Below are 21291 nucleotides of genomic sequence, written 5' to 3'. Positions count from 1 at the left end.
TGCCCGCCTTATTCTGCTGCGATGCGGCCCGAGACCGCTACGGTTTTGACATCTCGAATTTCCAGAGTGGCCGAAATTTTACCTTTTCGTCCGTCTTCATAGGTGACCTCTGTTTCGGTAAAGACATTCTGAGCGCCGCTATACAGCGCCTCGACCAGATCCGAGAATTTTTCTGAAATCACCCTGCGGCGCACTTTGCGCGTGCGGGTCATTTCCCCATCATCCGCATCCAGCTCTTTATGAAGCACCAAAAACCGATGTACTTGGCAGCTCGACAACATCGCATCCTGCGCAATTTTAACATTCACCTCTTCGATATGGCCCTGGATAACGCGCAGCACCTCTGGATGGCCCGCCAATTCCTGATAGCTTGAATAGGCAATATTATTGCGCTCGGCCCAATTGCCAACAGCGGCCAGATCGATATTCACGAAAGCCATGCACCGATCTCGGCCCGCACCAAACACCACGCATTCCAAAATATTTGGGTAAAATTTCAGTTTATTTTCAACATATTTCGGCGCGAACATTGACCCATCAGTCATTTTAGCAACGTCTTTTGCACGATCAATAATTCTAAGATGGCCATTTTCAGGATCAAAAAAGCCCGCATCGCCCGTGGCCACCCAACCCTCGGGATCTTTCGTTTCGGCCGTGCTTTCAGGGCTTTTGTAATATTCGACAAAGGCCCCGGGCGAGCGATAGAATACCTCTCCACTCTCCGCGATTTTCACTTCAACGTCCGGCGCTGGCACCCCAACCGTATCGGAATAAACTTGCCCATCAGGTTGCACAGTTACAAAAACCGACGCTTCCGTTTGCCCATAAAGCTGCTTCAGATTGATCCCCATAGAGCGGAAAAAATCAAATATTTCGGGCCCGATAGCCTCGCCTGCAGTATATCCAACGCGTACCCGGCTAAGCCCAAGCGCGTTTTTAAGCGGGCTGTAAATTACCGCATCACCGATCAGATAGGTCAATCGATCCAAGGCCGAAACCGCGTTGCCATCCAGAATATCCTGACCCACCTTGCTGGCATGCGCCATGAAATATCGGTAAAGGCCTTGCTTAATGCGGCTTGCATCCTGCATCCGCAACACCACCGACGTGAGCATGCTTTCAAAAACCCGCGGTGGCGCAAAATAATAGCTGGGTCCGATTTCACGCAAATCAGACAAAACCGTTTCCTGGCTTTCGGGGCAATTTATGCACAAAGCCGCATAAAAAGATTGCCCGACCGAGAAAATGAAATCCCCCACCCATGCGATCGGCAAATAAGACAGCAAACTATCGGTTTCCTTCAGCCCATCAAATTCGCAGGCATTCTTCGCCGAAATGATGATATTTCGGTTGCTTAACACAACCCCTTTGGGCTTACCCGTCGTGCCAGATGTATAAAGCATCACGCATGTTTTCTCAAAGGTTTGCGCCTCAACGCGCGCATCAAGTTCTTTTTGCAACCTGTCCGCCGCGGCCAGACCACTTTGCTGCAGTGCCATTAAATCATGCAATCTGCTGTGATCATATTTGCGCATGCCCCGCGCATCGAGATAAATCAGATGTTCAAAATCTTTTAAATCATCCTGAATCTCTAGAACTTTATCAACCTGCTCTTGATCGCCTGCAATCACAAACCGAGCGCCACAATGTTCTAAAACATACAACATTTCTTCGGCCACAGCGTCTTGATAGAGCGGCACGGGCACAGCGCCCGCCATTTGAACGGCCACAAGCGATCCGTAAATATAGGGTCGATTGCGCCCGATCACCGCAACATAATCGCCCTCTTTGACCCCAAGCTCGATCAAGCCCAATGCCATATTCGTGATCTCGCGCTCTGCCTTCGCCCACGTCCACGTTTGCCAAATACCCAATTCCTTCTCCCGCAAGGCAGGGCGATCAGGAAATCGGCTGGCATTTCTGCGCAACAAATGGGGCAAAGAGCGCAGATCATGAAGCGCCTGTGACGTCTGTGTCAAATGTTTATCCTCCCATGCGAACAAGGCTGCGGCTTTTGCCATCTTTTCTGTTCAGATAGGAGAGTGCGCGACAATCGTTTCTTGATAATTTCTGAAATCTTACAAATTGTTTCAATCTGTAGTTTTTTTTTGAGCAGCCACTTGTTTTTTTGGCATGTTTCACGTTTCCCTTTGGGGCAACCGAAGGACATTGCCATGGAGCACCGCTTTACCGACCCCAATGCCATGACGCAGGCGGGACTAAATTTGATTCAACAAGCGCTATCGATCTATGACAAAGATCTTGAGCTTGCTTTATGCAATCAACGCCACGGGGAAATGTTTAACCTCCCTAAATCCCTAACAACACCGGGTGCCAAATTTGAAGACACGATCCGCTATTTGGTTGAAAGCGGAGAATATGGTAATGTGGAAGATGCCCAAGCCTTTATTCAGGAAAAAGTTGATATCGCAAAAGCCTTCGAGCCGCACTACGTAGAACGTATCCGCGCCAATGGGCAAGTGATCAGCATCGAGGGCGCTCCTCTGCCGCAAGGCGGTTGGGTCACCGTCTATACGGATATAACGCAAACAAAAAAGCAGGAAAACTTATTGCGCTTGCGCTCTGAAGAGCTTTCAGACCAACTTTTATCCTATTCAGAAGAACTGGCGGCGAAAAACCGCCAATTAGAGGCCAGTATTGCAGCGCTCGAAGAAGCCAAGCGCGAACTGACAGAAATCGAATCGCGCACCCGCCTGACAAGCGAAATGATTCCGGCCCATGTGGCGCATGTGGATCGCCAAGGGCGATATCAGTATTCCAACCGACGTCTATCTATGGTGTTGCCGGAAAGACCGAATGACATTATTGGCCGGCATATTTCCGAGGTGCTGGGCGCGCCCACCTATAACCAAATTTCGCCAAAATTACGCGAAGCGTTTTTGGGGACTCCAAGCGTACTGGAATTCACCGATGATCTCAGCGCCAGGCGCATTCGCGTGGCCTTCACGCCGGATGTAAAAGAAACGGGCATCGAAGGCGCCTATATTCTGTCAATGGATATCACCGAGGAAACGCAAGCGCGCAACGCCTTGCAACAGGTTGCCAAACGCGAACTTGCCGCCCAGTTGACCAGCGGTTTAGCGCATGATTTTGCAAATCTTCTTACCATTATTTTGGGCGCACAAAGCCGGCTCACGGGCCGCGTGCAGGATGCAGATTCGCTGGCTCTGATCGAGGCCACCAAAACCGCAGCAACCCGCGGCGGCAGCCTGCTGAACACGATTGGCGATATGACAGGAACCCGCAATTTAAACCCGACGCCAACCCATATTGAGGCACTTCTTGAAAAACTGTTTCCATTGGCCGAAGCTGCGCTGCCCAAAAGCATCACTTTGAAAATCCATAACACAGTGCCGGATGAAGCGTATTTTCTTGATGCTGGGATGCTTCAAGATGCGCTGCTCAATCTGATTTTAAACGCCAAAGACGCTTGTGGCGCGGGAGGGCGGATCAAGCTTTCGATCCGCCCTGTTGCGGATATCTGGCTCGATTTTATCGTCACGGATTCTGGATCTGGATTTAGCGCAAAAGCCTTAAAGCACGCTTTAGACCCGTTTTACACGACCAAAGGCTCCGATGGGAACGGGCTTGGCCTGACCATGGTTTATGACGCCGCCAAGCTCGCCGGGGGTGATTTGCGGCTTAGCAACAGCTTTTCTGGAGCCCGTGCACAATTGCGCCTACCGCTGCGCAAAGTGCCCGCAATGCCGCATAAAGCAATGGTCTTGATCGTGGAAGATGATCCCAGTTTGCGCAAAGATATGCGCGTCATGCTGACAGATCTTGGGCATTTGGTAATTGAGGCAAGCTCGGTCTGTGAAGCCTTGGACCTGTGCCAGAACCTGCCCGACATAGCGCTGATTTTATGCGATTTAAACCTTGAGGGTGAGGAAAACGGCACCGCGCTTGTCAAAGCGCACCCGCACCCATCGGCCGAATTGATTTTTATGACATCGCTGCCGATTGCAGATCCATTGCATCAAGAAGCTTTGACTTTAGCGCCCGTTTTGTCCAAACCGTTTTCACAACGCACCCTTGAAACTATTTTATCCGGCGGGCCCTCTTTATGACTCTTCCTTTGGTGTCTATTCTCGATGATGAGCCTGAAATCAGAGCCATGTTGGTCAAAGCCTTGGAAGAGGCCGGGTTTCGCACCATTAGTTTTTCGCGCGCCACCGAATTTGAAGCCGCGCTGCAAACGGCCACGCCCGATGTCTGCTTGGTAGATCTCAGCCTGCCCGACCGCGACGGGTTAACGCTGGTGCATCGCTTGGCGCTTGAACAAGGGGCGGTGGTGATCATTATTTCGGGGCGCGCGCAGGTTCAAGATCGGGTTACAGGTTTAGAGTTGGGCGCGGATGATTACATCATCAAGCCGTTTGATCCGGCCGAAGTGGTGGCGCGCATTCGCGCCCGCCTGCGTCAAGATCGCACCGGCGCGCATACAGGAACAAGCGCCTATTTTTCAACTTGGGTGGCGCATTTCGATCGCTATAGTCTGGAAGATGAAAATGGGCTTGAAACCCCCTTCTCACACGCTGAATCCGAAGTGTTACGAATGTTTTTACAAAGCCCCAAGCGCTTAATAAGCCGTGCCCAAATGCAGGAAACGCTGGGCGGCGGGGCCAGTGAAAGCTTCGATCGGGCGATGGATGTTCGGATCTCGAGATTGCGCACAAAATTGCGCGAAGACCCCAAAAACCCGCAGCTGATCAAAACCATCTACGGGGCCGGATATATTTTTTTAAGCGATGTCAAATGGGTGACGCAGAGCCCCAAGCCCGCTTAACGCAAAATCGGCGGCTTGGCGGGGTCGCGGCCCGGCGCCGATGGGTTTTGCGCCACCGCTGGCTCTGGCTGCGGTAAATCAAACCTAAGCCCATGCGCGGCTAAGGGTTTATACACTTTATCCTCCGAGGTGAAAAACCCCACATCGATGCTGCCCGCCTCGATACCGGAAAAGGTCAGCGCCTCTTGCGCCGCCGTTGTCAGCGCCGGCTCGGCCCCGGCAACCGCGTCAATAAACGCCAAAAGATGGCCCCTTTGATCCCCCGCATAGGTCACAGAGGTCAGCCAAACCTCTTTCACCAGACCCGCCGCAGACACCAATTTGCTATCCAAACTTTCCAAGACCGCTTGCGGAATATCGGCTGGCGTATAAAACGCCATAGGCTGCAGCGAGACTTCCTCAGCTGTTTGCGCCAATGTTTGCGACAACCAGCCAATCGCCTCGGGCGGCAAGAGCATTTGCGAGGGGGCCACGTCTAAATTCACCCCCAGGCCAAGCTTTTGATCCACCAGCATCGCGATAACCGCGCGCCCAGAAAGCGCCAAATAAGGCGAAATTTGGCCGGTAAATTCTGACAACCGGTCTTCACGGTCAAAAACCAAAACATAAGAGTGCTGCTGCAGATCGAAAACCTCTGGTTCTACATCCTCTCCAACCGGCGGCTGCGCCAGCAGCAAAAACAATTCGGCATCCGCCAGCCGCTCGTAAAAGCCCAACCGCGCCGCATCTTGATCAGATGCAGATTGCATCTTGGCATGCGCCCGATCAAGCGGCGTTTCAACGCTCATCGCATCAGCTCCTTCACGCGCCGCTGCAACTCGGGCAGCAGATCGGCTTCAAACCACGGGTTTTTCTTGAGCCATGCATTATTGCGCCAGGACGGGTGCGGCAAGGGTAAAATTGCCGGTAGCTCGCGGCGCCATTGCGCCATCACCTGCCCCAAACTGGCCTTGGTGTTCAAATGCCATTTCTGCGCATAGCCCCCACCAGAAGCTGCAGTTTGAGCTTTGGATAACGGGCAAGCATCTGCGCGCGCCACGTGGCCGCGCAGATTTTGGGCGGCGGCAAATCGGCGCCTTGCGCCGAATAGCCCGGAAAGCAAAACGCCATTGGCAAAATCGCAATACGCTCTGGATCATAAAATTGGTCGGGCGCAAGCCCCATCCATGCCCGCAAGCGATCACCCGAGGGATCGCTAAACGGAACGCCCGAGCGATGCACCCGCGCACCCGGCGCCTGCCCTGCGATTAAAATTTGCGCGCACGGATTACCCTGAAAAATCGGCCTTGGCTGATGCGCGCTTTGCGTAGCAGCAAAGCGGTCTGCACAGAGGCGGCAGCCAAGCAGCGCGTCAATCTGAAAATCCGTCGGGTCTTCCACGATAGCCTTACATATTCTGCGATAGATAAGAGACGCTATGTGATATCGCTAATTTCAATATTTGCAACCGGCGGGCTGGTGGGCAGCAGCGGCGGCGCGCAAGCGCTGGGCGGGATGAAGGTAAATATTTACAATCAAGCCTCGCATACAGAGGTTGAATCGCGCCCCAGCGCCGATGGCCAAAGCTTGGATATCACCATTTTGGATGTGGTAAAGGGCGGAATAATGGCGGGGCAATTGGATCGCCCGATGCGTCAGCATTTCGGGGCCAGTCCAAAACCGCAGGGCGGTTAAACCGGCTGGCCCCCAATTTTATACAAATAGGCTTGCGCATTATTAGTGTAATAAGGCGTATTATAGTCTTTGCGCCGGATCTGCCCCCTTGGCATTTGCAGCTGCATCCATTCAAGCATTTGCACATGCGTATCCGCGCCGCGTTTGATCAGATTAAATTGAATATAAACATGGATATCGCTGGAATGGCCCGTGCCCAGAAACGCGCGGCCCCAGTTTTTCACGCCTTCGGAAATATTTTCATCGCATTTCACGCGGGTTTCGGATTCTTCGACAATCGTCGCGCCAAGCTTAGCGCAATGAACAGCAAAGGTTTCGGATAATGATTTTCGGCTTTTGTTTTTAAAAATAGCCTCGGGCCAACCGGACGGTGTAATGGCCAAAGGTTCGATGACCTCTTTTTCCTCGCAACCCATTAATGCGCAAAGCGCCAAGATGAAAATATACCGCATAAACCACCACTCGTTAAAAACGCATCAGTTAAAGCAAAGAATAATGGCCGTTTTAGGGCAGGGCACACCGGCGCTTTGATATTAGCGCGCCTGAACACAGCGCACTGGGCCGTGAGTTTGCGCATTGCTGATTGGCAGAACCGCGCTAACTCGCCTCAAACATCAAAGCGAGAACCACAGTAACTCAGCCACATTTGGAATAGCCGCAACTGGCGCAGGTCATGCAGCCTTCCACCATGCGCAAATCATATTGCCCACAGCTAGAACAGGCTTTGCCCTTGCCCGAGGCCCCTGCCGGCATCACGGCCTGCGGATCTTGCTTGAGCCCCAGCCCTTCACCTTCCAGAAATCCGATCGCCACCATATGGGTTTCCAAAACACCGCCAATCGCCGCCAGGATCGAGGGGATATATTTGCCTTTAATCCAGGCGCCGCCACGCGGATCAAACACGGCCTTCAGCTCTTCCACCACGAAAGACACATCGCCCCCGCGCCGGAACACGGCGGAAATCATCCGCGTCAGCGCCACCGTCCATGCAAAATGCTCCATGTTTTTCGAATTGATAAACACTTCAAACGGGCGGCGGTGGCCATTCACCACCACATCATTCACCGTAAGATAAATTGCATGCTCGCTATCGGGCCATTTCAGCTTATAGGTCTGCCCTTCTAAGGCCTGCGGGCGGTCAAGCGGCTCGGACATATAGATCACCTCGGCGCCGTGATCGGTTTCGGGCGTTGCCTCGCTGCTTTCGGACACGCTCAGCACCGATCCGGTCACCGCGTTGGGGCGATAGGTCGTGCAGCCTTTACAGCCGCTTTCATAAGCCGCGCTATAGACTTCTTTGAAGGCCTCAAAGCTGATATCTTCGGGGCAATTTATGGTTTTCGAGATTGAGCTATCCACCCATTTTTGCGCCGCGGCCTGCATTTTCACGTGATCTTTTGGGGCCAGGGTTTGCGCATTGACAAAATAATCGGGCAGATCGGCATCACCGAATTTGTCGCGCCACATTTGCACGGCGTAATCCACAACTTCTTCTTCGCTGCGTGATCCGTCTTTTTGCAGCACTTTGCGCGTATAGGCATAAGCAAAAACCGGCTCGATCCCCGAACTGACATTGCCGGCATAAAGGCTGATCGTGCCGGTTGGGGCGATGGAGGTAAGCAAAGCGTTTCTAATGCCATGCCTTGCAATTTCGGCGCGCACATCCTCATCCATTCCCTGCATCGCGCCCGAGGCCAGATAAGGATCTGCCTCAAAGAGCGGAAACGCGCCTTTTTCCTTGGCCAATTGCACCGATGCCAGATAGGCGGCGCGCGCGATCGCGTGCAACCAATCTTCGGTTTGCCGCGCCGCTGCCTCGGAGCCATAGCGCAAGCCAAGCATCAATAACGCATCGGCCAAGCCGGTCACCCCAAGCCCGATCCGGCGCTTGTTGCGCGCCTCCAGCGCCTGCGCCTCAAGCGGAAAATTTGAGGCATCCACCACATTATCCATCATCCGCACGGCGGTTGCCACCAGATCCTGAAGCGCCGCCGCGCTCAAATGCGCGCCGCGCTCAAAGGGCGCCTCTACCAGACGCGCCAGATTGATCGAGCCCAGCAAACAGGCCCCATAGGGTGGCAGAGGTTGTTCTCCGCAGGGGTTCGTGGCTGCGATGGTTTCGCAATAGCTCAAATTATTGGCCTGATTGATCCGATCGATGAAAATCACCCCCGGCTCGGCAAACTCATAGGTCGATTGCATAATTTGATCCCAGAGCTTGCGCGCCGACAGCGTTTTGTAAATTTGCCCTTCAAACACCAAATCCCAATCGCCATCCGCCTTCACCGCCGCCATAAACGGATCCGTTACCAGCACCGAAACATTGAACATGCGCAACCGCGCCGGATCCGATTTCGCAGAAATAAAATCTTCAATATCCGGGTGATCACAGCGCAACGTGGCCATCATCGCGCCACGACGCGATCCCGCGCTCATAATGGTGCGGCACATACTGTCCCAGACATCCATGAACGAGAGCGGCCCCGATGCATCCGCAGCCACGCCCTTGACCAAAGCGCCTTTGGGGCGGATCGTGCTGAAATCATACCCGATGCCTCCGCCCTGCTGCATGGTCAGCGCGGCTTCCTTGAGCATATCAAAAATACCACCCATATCATCGGGCACCGTGCCCATCACAAAGCAATTGAACAGCGTGACTTTGCGCTGCGTCCCGGCGCCAGCGGCAATACGCCCGGCGGGCAAAAATTTAAAATCTTCCAAAGCGGCGTAGAATTTTTCCTCCCAAATACCAGGCTCTGCCTCAACGCGGGCCAGATCCTTGGCAACGCGCCGCCAGCTTTCTTCGACGCAAGCATCGATCGGTTCATCATCCGCCGTTTTCAAGCGATATTTCATATCCCAAATCTGTTCGGCAATCGGCGCAGAAAATCGGCTCATATCAGATCCTTTGGCTTATGTGCAGCCGCGCGTTCCAAAAGGGCAACGCGGCGGATGACTATCATTCACGGGGCCTCTAGCCTAAAGCGGCATCTGCGTCAGGTCAACTTGCCAAATCATCTGAAAAAGTTAACTTACGATTCAGGTATTTTTGGGAAATCAAATGGCAGGTATAATCCATCTTGTAAAATTGAGCGTTGGCAGCGAAGGCGTTGAGGATCTGCGCGCCTGGCAGGCCACGAAGCGCGCGCAAGCTGAAGATGGAGCGCCCCGCCATGTCACGCGGATGTGGCCCAAACGCGAGGCGGATTTGCTCAAAGGGGGCTCGATCTACTGGGTCATCAAAGGGCAGCTGCAATGTCGTCAAAAAATTTTACGCCTGGATGAAATATATCGCGAAGACGGCATCAGGCGCTGTGCCATCGTGCTTGACCCCGAGATTATCCGCACCCGTTTGGCGCAAAAGCGCCCCTTCCAAGGATGGCGCTATTTAAAACCCGAACAGGCGCCAGCCGATTTACCTGGCAACCGTCAAGACGAAGAGGATTTGCCCGTCGAATTGGCAGGGGCTTTGGCCGATATCGGAGTGTTTTAAAGCTGCAAGCGGGCTTTCAATGCCGCTAACGCCTCAGCCCTCTGCGCGTTCAATAACGTGCCGCGGGCGCGAAACAGCGTGGCCTGCGATTTCAGCACCAACCCGTCTTGCAAAATGCGCAAGTGATTGGCCCGCAGCGTTTCCCCACTCGAGGTTATATCGGCGATGGCCTCAGCCGTTTGATGCTTGATCGTGCCTTCCGTGGCGCCTTGACTGTCCACCAAACGATAATCAGCCACGCCGGCACCGCGTAGAAATTCCCGCACCAAACGATGATATTTTGTGGCGATCCGCAACCGAAATCCGTGGGTTTGGCGAAAGGCCGCGGCCGCGCCATCCAGATCATCTACCGTTTCCACATCCACCCAGCAATCCGGGACCGCGATGATCAGATCCGCATGTCCGAAGCCCAATTCAACCAGCGGTTCGACCCGCTGCTCCCAATTGACCAGCTTTTCGCGGATAAGATCGGTGCCGGTTACACCCAGATGGATGCGCCCGGCTTGCAGCTCTCGTGGTATTTCGCCTGCGGATAATAAAACCAATTCCAACCCGTCGATTCCGTGCACCTCGGCGGCATATTCGCGGTCGGACCCGCTGCGCGAGAGCATAATGCCATGCGCCCCAAACCAGGCGAAGGTTTTCTCCATCAGCCGCCCCTTGGAGGGGACTCCCAATCGCAAACTCATGCTGCACCTCGCAAGGCAACCACCAAATCTGGGCGGATAACCCCGCCAACTGCTGGCATTGTAACGCCCTTGCCAAGTTGCTTGGTTAAAGCATCATATCGCCCGCCACTGGCTATAGCGGAAAGACCATTCTGCCCATTTTGAGCATAAAACCCGAAGACAAACCCGTCATAATATTCCATCGAGCTTCGCCCATAGCTGGTCTCAAACGCCAATGAAGATACATCCACACCCTTCGCATCAAGCGCGTTCAAGCGCCGTGAAAACCCTTCCACCGCGGTTGAAATCGCCGGCATATCCACCACCAGATCGCGCAATTGTGCCAACGCATAGGGACAGCTTTCTTTGATTTTTAACAAAGCTTCCAGCAAATCCACTTCAGCTTGAGACAAAGCGGGGGTCTCAACCTCGTGGCGCAACGCCTGTATTCTCTGTTCAATTTCCCCTTTGCTGCGCAGGCCAATTTGGGGACCGCATTGCGCAAACGGATCCGAGGTGAACAATTTTTGTTTTTGCGCTTTGCGATCAGCAGACGCCAAGGCAAAACGTTTCAAAAGCGCCCGAAACCGTTGCGGACGCCATAAATGGCGCATCAAGGCGGCTTTGCGCGCGGCTGTTGTAGTCAACCCCCGCACAGCCGCGCTGAGCAGATTGATATCGCCTGTGGCAATCCGAAGCGGCAAATCAGACAGCGCTTTTGCAATCGCCAAAAACACTTCGGCATCAGCGACCGCAGGATCCCCCTGTTCGAACAGCTCATAGCCCACCTGAATATATTCATTCGGCCGCACGGCATCGCTTTCCTGCATCCGAAACACTTTGCCAGAATAGGTGTAACGCGCCGGCATCAAATCATTCGCCATATGTTGCTGCACCACTGGCACGGTGAAATCAGGCCGCAACACCATATCGCCGCGCAAGGGATCAGGCGTCACATAAGCGCGGCTTCGAATATCTTCTCCGTATAGATCCAGAAGTATTTCCGCCGGTTGCAGCACCTGCACTTGCGCATCTTGTGCCCCCAGCGCCTGAAAATACTGGTGTAGCCTTTGCGCTTCTTGCAAACTGTCTTGCGCGCTCTGCATCACCCTTGCCTCACCCTTGCCCAGCTAGAATTTCGCGGATCTTCGCCAGCATATCGCCGCGCGCAACCTCATATTGGCTGGGGCGGTCTTTCCATTCATCCAACGTGGCGCTTTTGGCAATCTGCGCACCCAGCACCAGGTCTTTGATCTGCACAACGCCGCGCTCCCGCTCATCCTGACCTTCAATAATCGCAATCGGCGCGTCGCGTTGATCGGCATATTTCAATTGATTGCCAAAGTTTTTGGGATTGCCCAGATAAACTTCGGCGCGCAACCCCGCGCTGCGCAACTCTGCTGCCAAAGCCTGATAGGCAGACATCTTGTCCCGATCCATCACCGTTACCACGATCGGCCCCCGCCCAGCGCTGGAAAGCCGCCCTTTTGCGCGCAGCGCGGCCAGCAAACGATCCACCCCGATCGAGACGCCGGTGGCCGGCACCGATTGGCCGGTGAAGCGTTTGACCAAATCGTCATAACGCCCGCCGCCAGAGACGGATCCAAATTGCCGCTTACGGCCCTTTTCATCCAGTATTTCAAAGGTCAGTTCGGCTTCAAAAACCGGTCCGGTATAATAGCCCAAGCCGCGCACCACCGAAGGATCAATTTCAATTTGCTCGGGTCCATAACCAGAGGCTGCAAACAGATCTGCCATTGTTTCCAGCTCAGCAAGCCCTTCTAAGCCAATCGCTGACCCGCCGATGGCGCCGCGCAAATTACGCAAAGTAGCCGCCCCATCTGCGCCTTTCGACGTTAGGAATGCCACCACCGGGGCCGCTTGATCAGCGCTTAATCCAACTCCGTCAATATAAGCCCCTGACGCGTCTAATCGGCCCTTTCCAAGCAGCTCTTGCACACCTGCAGCACCGATTTTATCAAATTTATCGATTGTGCGCAGAACAGCATCCCGATCTGCACTTTCGATCAGCCCTGCCGTTTCCAGAACACCATTTAAAATCTTGCGATTATTCACCCGCACGAGGTAATCGCCACGCGGAATCCCAACGGTTTCCAGCGTATCTGCCAGCAGGCTGCAAATTTCGGCATCCGCCGCCACATTTGCGGAGCCCACTGTATCAGCGTCGCATTGGTAAAATTGCCGAAACCGCCCGGGTCCTGGCTTTTCATTGCGCCAAACCGGGCCCATCGCATAGCGCCGAAACGGGCTTGGCAACTCATTGCGAAACTGGGCGTAATAGCGGGCCAAGGGCGCCGTCAAATCATACCGCAGGGCCAGCCAATCGCCTTCCTCTTCCTGCCATGCAAAAACTCCCGCATTGGGGCGCTCCACATCTGGCAGAAATTTGCCCAAAGCCTCAACCGTTTCCACCGCGCTAGTTTCAAGCACCTCAAACCCGTAGCGGTGATAAACCTCTGCGATTTGCCCCAGCATTGCATCGCGTTGCGCCACCTCGGGTCCCGCATAATCTCGAAACCCTTTTGGGGTTTGCGCCTTGGGGCGCGGGGTTTTCTTCACTTTGGCCATACGGTCCATCCTGATCTGGGCGTTTGATGCGCGGTGTAGCCCAGCCTCTAAGAATGAGCAAGCCAAAGGCCGCGCTTTGCCTACCCTTGAACTGCCCGTTCGCTCTTCTAGTTCATGCCCATGAACTCGATACTTTTAATTGGAAATAGCGGCGGTATAGGCCATGCGCTGCAAGGCGCGCTGGAAGCGCGTGGAGCCAGCGTTACCGGCCTGTCACGGCGAGATACCGGCTTAGATTTGAACGATGAGGCAAGTATAGAGGGGCAGTTATCCGCCCTGAGCGGGCCTTTTGACGCTATTCTCGTGGCCAGTGGTGCTTTGGAAATAAACGGCGCACGCCCCGAAAAAGCCTTGTCTCAGCTGACTCAATCCGCGTTTCTCGACCAATTTATCGTGAACGCCGCCGGCCCTGCATTGATTTTGAAACACGCGCCGCGCCTGTTGCCAAAAGACCGCCCGAGCCAGTTTGCAGCATTATCCGCAAGGGTTGGATCGATCGGGGATAATAAAATCGGCGGATGGTATTCTTATCGCGCGGCAAAAGCGGCGTTAAACCAAATTATCCATACGGGCGCCATCGAGTTGGCCCGGACGCATAAACAGGCCGTTTGTGTCGCCCTGCATCCGGGCACGGTGCAAACGCCCTTTACAGCCAAATATCTGGGCCGTCACCCTTCAGTTCCTGCATCCCAAGCCGCTCTTAACCTCTTATCCGTGCTCGAGGGCCTTGGCCCCGATAAGACGGGCCAGTTCTTTGACTGGGCAGGAAAACCCGTGCCATGGTGAAACGGCTCGTTGTTATTCTGGGCGACCAGCTTTCGCATAATATTGCGGCCCTGAAGCAAGCGGATAAAGCCAAGGATTTAATCGTGATGGCCGAAGTCAGTGATGAAGCCGGTTACGTGCCGCATCATCCTAAAAAGATTGTGCTGATCCTGAGCGCAATGCGCAAATTTGCGGCGCAACTCAGGCAAGAGGGTTGGCAAGTTGCGTATACGCAACTGGAGGATGCCCAAAATAGCGGCAGCCTAAGCGGCGAAATTTTGCGCCAAGCCGCTTTGGCTGGCACGGATCAAGTCGTGGTGACCGAACCCGCTGAATGGCGGGTTATTCAAGCCTTTGAGGCGCTGCCCTTGCACGTCACCCTGCTGCAGGATGATCGCTTTATCGCCAGTCATGCTGAATTTGATCGCTGGGCAGAGGGGCGCAAAGCCCTGCGGATGGAATATTTCTACCGCGATATGCGCCGCAAAACCGGGTTTTTAATGGAAGAGGGGCTGCCAGCGGGTGGCAAATGGAATTTCGACCATGACAACCGCAAAGCCGCGCCGAAAGACATCACCTATGCCGGGCCCGAAAAGTTCGAACCCGATGCGCTCACGCAACAGGTAATCGATCTAGTAAACCGGCGCTTTTCAGACCATTTTGGAACCACCGAGGGATTTTGGTTTGCCACAGATCGCAGCCAAGCCTTGCAGGCATTGGATCGCTTTATTAACAACGCTTTGGCAAGTTTTGGCGATTATCAGGACGCGATGCTGAACGACAATAAATTCCTATATCACGCCTTTTTATCGCCTTATTTGAATATTGGATTGCTGAGCCCGATAGAGGTGTGCCAAGCGGCTGAAGCGGCCTGGCAGGCGGGTTTGGCGCCGTTAAACGCCGTAGAAGGGTTCATTCGCCAGATCATCGGGTGGCGCGAATATATGCGCGGGATCTATTTTCATGAAGGGCCAGATTATACGGCGCGCAATGCCTTGAACCATTCTCACCCATTGCCCAAATTTTACTGGGACGGCGCAACAAAAATGAATTGCCTTTCAAAAGCAGTTGCTCAAACGCAGAGTGAAGGCTATGCCCATCATATTCAACGCCTGATGGTGACCGGCAATTTTGCGCTTTTGGCTGGCATTGATCCGCACGCGGTTCACGAATGGTATCTTGCGGTTTATGTAGATGCGTTTGAATGGGTCGAGGCCCCAAATACGATCGGAATGAGTCAGTTTGCCGATGCCGGCATTATCGCTTCAAAACCCTATGTCAGCTCGGGCGCCTACATCAATCGCATGTCAGATTATTGCAAGACATGCGCGTATAAGGTTGCGCAAAAAACTGGCGAATCCGCCTGCCCGTTTAACCTGTTATATTGGGATTTTCTTCTGCGGAACGAGGAAAAATTTGCCCAGAACCCTCGGATGGCACAGATGTATCGCACATGGGCACGCATGGATGAGACGCGAAAAGAAACCGTGCTCAGCGATGCCGCAGGCTTTTTAACGCGCCTGCGCAAAGGAGACCTTGTTTAACGCAAATATGCAGTGGCAGATCCGGGCCTGCGCCACCCTTTCGAAAAGATGGGCGCGCGCTGCTTGCTGAATGATCAAGCGCGCCGCACTCTTATGGTGAATATTTAATTTTCGTCTTCGATAACGCCGTCTTTATCCGTGGCAACCAAGGCGCCATTTTCCCATTCGCCCGTTTGTTCTTGGCCCGTTGCAAAGGTAATTGTGCCTTCGCCTTGCCGCTTGCCCTTCACAAAAGTGCCTTCATAGACATCCCCATTGGCATAGGTTGCCACACCGTTTCCGGTGATCTCGCCATTCTGCCAATCGCCTTCATAGGTAAACCCATCAGCAAGCGTTATTTTGCCTTTGCCATTGCGCTTCCCGTCCACATAATCGCCCTCATAAACCATACCATCAGCAAATGTGGCCTTGCCGGACCCGTGCCGCATACCCTCGTGCCACATGCCATCATAGGTATAGCCATCTGTATAGGTCATCACACCCATGCCATGATTTTTTGCGTTCCGGAACCCGCCTTTATAGGTGATGCCATTGGCGTAGGTGGCCACCCCCTCGCCTTCAATCACACCTTGGCTCCATTCGCCCTGATAGCTTGAGCCATCCGGGTAGTCGATTTTACCAACACCGTTTGCCAAGCCTGCTTCAAACGCTCCGACATAAACCGATCCGTCGGGATAAATCACTTTGCCTTCGCCTTTGATTTGGCCATTTTCCCAATTGCCATTATATTCGTAGCCATCTGTCCCGATAAATTGCCCCAGCCCTTGGCGCTGATCTGCTTCAAAATTGCCATCATAGATATCACCATTGGCATAGGTTACCCGGCCCGGGCCCTGACGGCGCCCCGCAACCAACATACCTTCATAAATATCGCCATTCGGCTGAATAAGTTTGCCAAGGCCTGTTATTTCGCCATCTTTCCAAATGCCATCAAAAATCAACCCCTCTGACATTTCCAACACGCCGCGCCCCTCGCGCGCCCCGCGCACGATTCCGCCTTTGTAAATGGCGCCATCCGGATATGTGATTTCCGCGGTACCTTCCTTTACACCATCTACCCAATCCCCTTCATAACGATACCCATCTGGATTCGTCATCACACCGCGGCCATGATGCATGGCGTTTCGAAAGGCACCTTCATAAATTGACCCATTGGCATAGGTCGCGATGCCGGATCCGGTTATTTTACCGTCAGCCCAACTGCCAGAATAGGTACCGCCATCGGCAAAGGTGATTTTACCTTGGCCCTCGGGCTTCCCTTGGGCAAAGCTGCCTTCATAGACCGACCCATTGGGAAAATTTGCCACGCCTTCGCCCAAGATTTCACCATTTGTCCAAGTGCCGGTATATTCATAGCCATTGGGCAGGCGATAGGTTCCGGTACCATGCTGCAAACCGTTCTTAAAGGTTCCCTCATAAACCCCGCCATCATCATATTGCTTGGTCACCACGCTGGTGCTCTGCGCCAAAACAGGGCTTAATAACCCCAATTGCACGCCAACCAGTGAAACCAATAGGAACCGATATTTCATAACGAGTACTGCCTTTTATCCCTTGTGGACATGTGGAACCTAAAGGACCAATAAAGATCTGACAAATAAAATTTGCATTTAATAATGTGGCGGCGGCCCATCCGCGATCACTTCCGCGCCTTGCGCCTCACGCTCCGCTTCACGCGCCGCGAGCATTTCAACCATACGAGTCAGGCGCGCCAAATCCTTTTGATGCTGCGCCACCATATCCGATAGATCCTCATTGGCCTTGCTAATATGGGCCAGATGTATTTCTAACCCTTCCAAACGATCCGCGAAGGCGGCAGCTTCTTGTTCCATCATTTTCCTTTTTTCGCACCATCCATACCGATATTTTAACCGCGCAGCACCGCTAACTAAAGGCCCGTCGGCACGCGGGCGCAGTATTTTCACAGCTTGCCGGCATCATGGCGTGCGTAAAAACGCAAACAGCTCATGTAATCTATGCCATGTTGCCTGATCGCAAGCGGCCAGCAAATACCCATCTTTATGGGCAGCGGAATATTCCCGACCATCAAGCATTTTCACATAACCACCGGCTTTCTGGCATATCAAGACCCCTGCGGCATGATCCCAAGGCTTCACGATTCCGGCCAGACAAAAATCAAAACTCCCTTGCGCCAGAAGACGGTATTCATGGCAAGAGCAGCGCAAATTTGACATATTGCCAAAATGCGGCAAGCACGCAGCAAGCCTTGCCTGTTTCCGGGCAGGCACTTGATAGAAATGGATGAACCCATTTAACTGGCTCAGCGCGCCCCCGGCTGAGGTTGCGAGTGCTTTTTTGGCACCGCAAGAGGCCACAAACCGCGCACCTTCCACGCCCTGCTCAGCGATCATGTAATCATCTTGCAACGGATCATAAAGCACGCCGAAGATAGGCTGCCCAAACCGCGTGGCAGCAACTATTACGCCAAAGGTCGCCAATCCGTTGGCATAATTCCACGTGCCATCGATGGGGTCTATAATAAAGCATAATGGGGCAGCTTCGATATCATCCAAAAGCCCGGGGCTGCGCGCAACGGCCTCTTCTCCGATAATGAGGGCATCAGGAAACAAAGCTGACAAAGCCTCTGTGATCAAAGCTTCAGACGCCAAATCGGCCGTTGTTACCAAATCCAACGCATCGGATTTTTGCGCAATCTGCTCTGGCTGCAAGGCGCGAAAATGAGGGAGGATTTCCTGCCGCGCCGCAAGCCGTATAGCTTGAATAATCCCATCCGTGATCTGTCGAGAAAAGGCCACGCTATCGCTGCGATCCGATTTTTCAGACATAAACGAGCCCTTTCATATTTAACACACATATATAGGACAGCTATCCTCATCTATAACATGCGATGGGCTGGCGCTAAACCTCAAACAGATGGCTTATTCAACACCCTATTCGTTAAGATCGCGATTGCGATGAAACGATCGCATCCCTGAAACTCGCGCTAGCCCACGCCTTCACATCAAGTTTCTCAAGGCTGTATGTTTCGATGTCCAGCTGCGTTGACACTCAGTGAAAGGCAAAAGAACCATTCGGTGCCGGTAGCAAAACATTCCGAAGCCGAGACGTTTAACGATAAAATGATGGGCGTAAATATAAAAAATTTAACAATGTGGACCACCGCCAGAAAAGCGATGTTTTTGAGCTTCAAAATACGCACGAGCGCCCTCACGGGCGCTCGGAATTCTCATCACTCTGCGCTTATGCGACAGAGATGTTCACCGCTGCCTCGCGGCCATCACGGCCGGGTTCGATGTCAAAGGTCACTTTCTGATTGTCGGCCAAGCCAGTCAGCCCTGACCGTTCTACCGCAGAAATATGCACGAAAACATCTTTGCTGCCGCCATCAGGGGCTATAAAGCCATAGCCTTTGGTGTTATTGAACCACTTTACTGTCCCAGTTGCCATTGGGTCATCTCCTAAATTATCTGCCCACATCATGCGGCAGCTCGGCTCAGTCAGAACAAGATCGAAAGACTGGCCGTTTGGAGCAGTAGGTCGATAGAAATAACGTCGCTGGGTGTGTATGCTGGGTTTTTTGTAATAAATCAAGGGCTTTTCCATATGGCGCAGCAAAGCACTTAATGCAAAGGCGCCGGTTGCGGTAAAGCGACGGGTCAATATAAAAACCGCCGATAAACCCTTTTTCAGGCGCAAAATAGGCCTGAATACGATGCGCTTGGGCAACATATCCGCGGCAGATGCGATTGAAGGCTTGAATTAAAGGCAAAATAGCTTCATTGGAAGGCGGCGCTCATTGCAAGGGCGCAGCGGATAAAAAGGAGAGACCATGGCCAAGGAAGATACGCTCGAATTTCCAGGTGTCGTTAAGGAACTCTTGCCTAATGCGACGTTTCGGGTCGAGCTTGAAAACGGCCATGAGATCATCGCACATACGGCAGGAAAAATGCGCAAGAACCGTATTCGGGTTTTGGCAGGTGATAAGGTGCAAGTTGAAATGACTCCTTACGATCTGACCAAAGGGCGCATCAACTACCGGTTCAAATAACAACCTTGCGGCTTATTCTTGGATCTGCAAGCCCGCGCCGCAAAGAGTTGTTGGCCCAAATTGGCGTGCGCGCGGATGCGATTATGCCGCCCGATGTGGATGAAACGCCGCTGAAAGCCGAGCTGCCTAGGGCCTATTGCCGCCGCATCAGCTTGCTTAAAGCCCAGGCGATTGTAGCCGATCCAAGCGATATCATTTTATGCGGCGATACAACTGTGGCGCTAGGGCGGAGGATCATGGGAAAGCCCGCAGACCGCACCGAGGCAGACCGGTTTTTATCCGCCCTTTCGGGGCGCCGCCACCGCGTGATTACCGCAATCACCCTGCGCAAAGGTGAAAAAATTTGGCAAAAAGAGGTGCAAAGCGCAGTCAAAATGAAGCCCTTGTCACAGCTTGAAAAACAGGCCTATTTAGACAGTGAGGATTGGCGCGGCAAAGCCGGGGGCTATGGCATTCAAGGGCCGGCAGCGGCCTTTATCCCTTGGATCAGCGGATCCTTCAGCGCAATAGTAGGCCTGCCACTGGCGGAAACCGCAGGGTTGCTGCACAGCGCCGGTTACCCGGTATATCAGGGCATATCATGATCGGGCGTTTGATTTTACTTGACCATTTAGGAGGTCAGCCCGCGGCCGCAAAACTGCTGGATGGGCGCTTAGAAGACCTGCTATTTGAGGGTATCGGCCCCGCCCCTGGCACGGTCTATCGCGCAATTGCGGACCGCCCTGTGAAAGGCCAAGGCGGTATGTTCCTGCGTACCCCCGATGGCTCTGCATTTTTGCGCCAGATAAAAGGGTTGGCGCCAGGCCAGGCGATAAATGTACAAGTGACAGGCTATGCCGAGCCAGGAAAAGCCATTCCGGTGACAGCCAAGCTCTTGTTCAAAAGCCGCTACGTTATTGTCACGCCAAAGGCGCCCGGATTAAACGTTTCGCGCAGCATTCGCGATGAGGACCGGCGCGAGGCTTTGCAGGCCCTGATACATGATGCATTGGGCCCTTTGGAAATGGGAATGATTTTGCGATCAGCCTGCGCCGAGGGTAACGATACAGATATTTTAGACGATGCCGAAACTATGCTGGCGCGCGCTCAAGAGATATCGGAGCAGACGTCAAGTACCCCGCTATGCTTGGCGGCCGCAGATGGCGTGCACCTGCAAGCCTGGCGGGATTGGTCAGAGCCAGCCGAGATTATCACCCATGATGGCTGTTTTGCGGAATACGGCGTGCTGGATCAGCTTGGCGACTTAACCAAAGCCGACACCCCCATCGCGCAGGGCCGATATTATATCGAGCAAACCCGCGCTTTTACCGCCGTGGATGTGGATACAGGCAGCGATGGATCACCCGCAACAGGACTAAAAACAAATCTAGCGATGGCGCGCGATTTACCGCGCCAGCTTCGGCTGCGCGGCCTTGGCGGACAAATCGTGATTGATCCGGCGCCCATGGCGAAAAAAGATCGCCGGCAAGTTGAAACTGCGCTCAAAGCCGCTTTGCGCGCCGAACCTATTGAAACCAATTTCGTTGGCTGGACCACGCTTGGGTTGATCGAATTGCAGCGCGCGCGGGTCCGTGCCCCGCTCAAAGCTGCGCAGCTGGACGCGTGGCTCAGCTAAGGCGCCCAGCTCCCCCCGACGGCATCAAAAAAGCGAGACGCGGGATGCTTTACTCTTTGCAAGGCGTCTGCGCGCCTTGTTGACATAAACCCCTTTTACGCGC

Annotated in this window: 20 protein-coding genes and 1 pseudogene; 9 read left to right on the top strand and 12 right to left on the bottom strand. The window is 53.6% G+C overall.

From position 1 onward, the window contains the following. Nucleotides 1–8: 8 nt before the first annotated feature. Entirely contained in the window at nucleotides 9–2021 is a 2013-nt protein-coding gene (locus GN241_02655; GenBank protein ID XAT56352.1) for an AMP-binding protein, read from the bottom strand. 153 nt (nucleotides 2022–2174) lie between these two features. Here GN241_02655 and GN241_02650 point away from each other — a divergent pair, with 153 nt between their 5' ends. Both GN241_02650 and GN241_02645 read left to right on the top strand, forming a co-directional pair. Next, nucleotides 2175–4091, top strand: coding sequence for a response regulator (locus GN241_02650; protein XAT56351.1), 1917 nt, complete (start codon nucleotides 2175–2177; stop codon nucleotides 4089–4091). Beyond that, entirely contained in the window at nucleotides 4088–4810 is a 723-nt protein-coding gene (locus GN241_02645) for a response regulator (protein XAT56350.1), read from the top strand. The genes GN241_02650 and GN241_02645 overlap by 4 nt, the downstream gene beginning before the upstream one ends. On the opposite strand, the gene GN241_02640 is transcribed toward GN241_02645, so the two are convergent. Together GN241_02640 and GN241_02635 are read right to left on the bottom strand one after the other, a co-directional pair. Further along, on the bottom strand, nucleotides 4807–5598 hold the full coding sequence (locus tag GN241_02640; GenBank protein ID XAT56349.1) for an SseB family protein: 792 nt from the start codon (nucleotides 5596–5598) through the stop codon (nucleotides 4807–4809). The two genes, GN241_02645 and GN241_02640, sit on opposite strands and share 4 nt — an antisense overlap. Next, a pseudogene (locus tag GN241_02635) lies at nucleotides 5595–6190 on the bottom strand (uracil-DNA glycosylase family protein). Before GN241_02635 ends, GN241_02640 begins: the two are co-directional and overlap by 4 nt. A gap of 39 nt (nucleotides 6191–6229) precedes the next feature. On the opposite strand from GN241_02635, the gene GN241_02630 reads away from it, so the two are divergent. Further along, nucleotides 6230–6484, top strand: coding sequence for a hypothetical protein (locus tag GN241_02630; protein ID XAT56348.1), 255 nt, complete (start codon nucleotides 6230–6232; stop codon nucleotides 6482–6484). Here GN241_02630 and GN241_02625 read toward each other — a convergent pair. Together GN241_02625 and GN241_02620 are read right to left on the bottom strand one after the other, a co-directional pair. Continuing rightward, nucleotides 6481–6936: a hypothetical protein gene (locus GN241_02625; protein ID XAT56347.1), complete on the bottom strand. Its 456-nt coding sequence runs from the start codon at nucleotides 6934–6936 to the stop codon at nucleotides 6481–6483. The two genes, GN241_02630 and GN241_02625, sit on opposite strands and share 4 nt — an antisense overlap. Nucleotides 6937–7120: 184 nt before the next feature. Continuing rightward, entirely contained in the window at nucleotides 7121–9382 is a 2262-nt protein-coding gene (locus GN241_02620) for an adenosylcobalamin-dependent ribonucleoside-diphosphate reductase (GenBank protein XAT56346.1), read from the bottom strand. 163 nt (nucleotides 9383–9545) lie between these two features. Here GN241_02620 and GN241_02615 point away from each other — a divergent pair, with 163 nt between their 5' ends. After that, nucleotides 9546–9977, top strand: a complete 432-nt coding sequence (locus tag GN241_02615) for a DUF1489 family protein (protein XAT56345.1) — start codon at nucleotides 9546–9548, stop codon at nucleotides 9975–9977. Here GN241_02615 and GN241_02610 read toward each other — a convergent pair. From GN241_02610 to GN241_02600, 3 genes are read right to left on the bottom strand one after another with little or no spacing between them, the layout of a single operon-like run. After that, nucleotides 9974–10666, bottom strand: coding sequence for an ATP phosphoribosyltransferase (locus GN241_02610; GenBank protein ID XAT56344.1), 693 nt, complete (start codon nucleotides 10664–10666; stop codon nucleotides 9974–9976). The two genes, GN241_02615 and GN241_02610, sit on opposite strands and share 4 nt — an antisense overlap. Beyond that, a complete protein-coding gene (locus tag GN241_02605; GenBank protein ID XAT56343.1) occupies nucleotides 10663–11751 on the bottom strand; it encodes an ATP phosphoribosyltransferase regulatory subunit in 1089 nt (362 codons plus the stop codon). The genes GN241_02610 and GN241_02605 overlap by 4 nt, the downstream gene beginning before the upstream one ends. Nucleotides 11752–11761: 10 nt before the next feature. Further along, nucleotides 11762–13234 carry a histidine--tRNA ligase gene (locus GN241_02600; protein ID XAT59154.1) on the bottom strand — a complete coding sequence of 491 codons (1473 nt, stop codon included), beginning with the start codon at nucleotides 13232–13234 and terminating at the stop codon, nucleotides 11762–11764. Nucleotides 13235–13354: 120 nt separating this feature from the next. On the opposite strand from GN241_02600, the gene GN241_02595 reads away from it, so the two are divergent. Together GN241_02595 and GN241_02590 are read left to right on the top strand one after the other, a co-directional pair. Continuing rightward, nucleotides 13355–14020 (top strand): SDR family NAD(P)-dependent oxidoreductase, encoded by a 666-nt coding sequence (locus tag GN241_02595; protein ID XAT56342.1) that lies wholly within the window; start codon nucleotides 13355–13357, stop codon nucleotides 14018–14020. Next, on the top strand, nucleotides 14014–15543 hold the full coding sequence (locus tag GN241_02590; protein XAT56341.1) for a cryptochrome/photolyase family protein: 1530 nt from the start codon (nucleotides 14014–14016) through the stop codon (nucleotides 15541–15543). Before GN241_02595 ends, GN241_02590 begins: the two co-directional genes overlap by 7 nt. A gap of 104 nt (nucleotides 15544–15647) precedes the next feature. Here the strand turns inward: GN241_02590 and GN241_02585 are convergent, their stop codons facing one another. The 4 genes from GN241_02585 to GN241_02570 form a co-directional block, all read right to left on the bottom strand. After that, the gene (locus GN241_02585; protein XAT56340.1) at nucleotides 15648–17075 is read right to left on the bottom strand and encodes a 2-isopropylmalate synthase; all 1428 of its coding nucleotides are present in this window, start codon (nucleotides 17073–17075) and stop codon (nucleotides 15648–15650) included. Between the two features lie 78 nt (nucleotides 17076–17153). Beyond that, the gene (locus tag GN241_02580) at nucleotides 17154–17375 is read right to left on the bottom strand and encodes a SlyX protein (protein XAT59153.1); all 222 of its coding nucleotides are present in this window, start codon (nucleotides 17373–17375) and stop codon (nucleotides 17154–17156) included. A 105-nt stretch (nucleotides 17376–17480) separates the two neighbouring features. Continuing rightward, complete coding sequence (locus tag GN241_02575; protein ID XAT56339.1) at nucleotides 17481–18350, bottom strand: inositol monophosphatase; 870 nt, start codon at nucleotides 18348–18350, stop codon at nucleotides 17481–17483. Nucleotides 18351–18765: 415 nt separating this feature from the next. Then, on the bottom strand, nucleotides 18766–18972 hold the full coding sequence (locus GN241_02570; GenBank protein ID XAT59152.1) for a cold-shock protein: 207 nt from the start codon (nucleotides 18970–18972) through the stop codon (nucleotides 18766–18768). Nucleotides 18973–19354: 382 nt separating this feature from the next. Between GN241_02570 and infA the strand changes: the two genes are divergently transcribed. The 3 genes from infA to GN241_02555 are packed head-to-tail and all read left to right on the top strand — an operon-like array spanning nucleotide 19355 to nucleotide 21188. Then, entirely contained in the window at nucleotides 19355–19573 is a 219-nt protein-coding gene (infA, locus tag GN241_02565) for a translation initiation factor IF-1 (GenBank protein ID XAT56338.1), read from the top strand. Nucleotides 19574–19578: 5 nt separating this feature from the next. Further along, nucleotides 19579–20157 (top strand): septum formation protein Maf, encoded by a 579-nt coding sequence (gene maf / locus GN241_02560; GenBank protein XAT56337.1) that lies wholly within the window; start codon nucleotides 19579–19581, stop codon nucleotides 20155–20157. After that, nucleotides 20154–21188, top strand: coding sequence for a ribonuclease G (locus GN241_02555; protein ID XAT56336.1), 1035 nt, complete (start codon nucleotides 20154–20156; stop codon nucleotides 21186–21188). Before maf ends, GN241_02555 begins: the two co-directional genes overlap by 4 nt. Nucleotides 21189–21291 lie beyond the last annotated feature (103 nt).

The sequence above is a fragment of the Rhodobacteraceae bacterium IMCC1335 genome (assembly GCA_039640495.1).
Classification (GTDB): Bacteria; Pseudomonadota; Alphaproteobacteria; order Rhodobacterales; family Rhodobacteraceae; genus Thalassovivens.
Note: the sequence above shows the minus strand (reverse complement) of the source record. Positions and strands in the feature narration are given on the sequence as shown.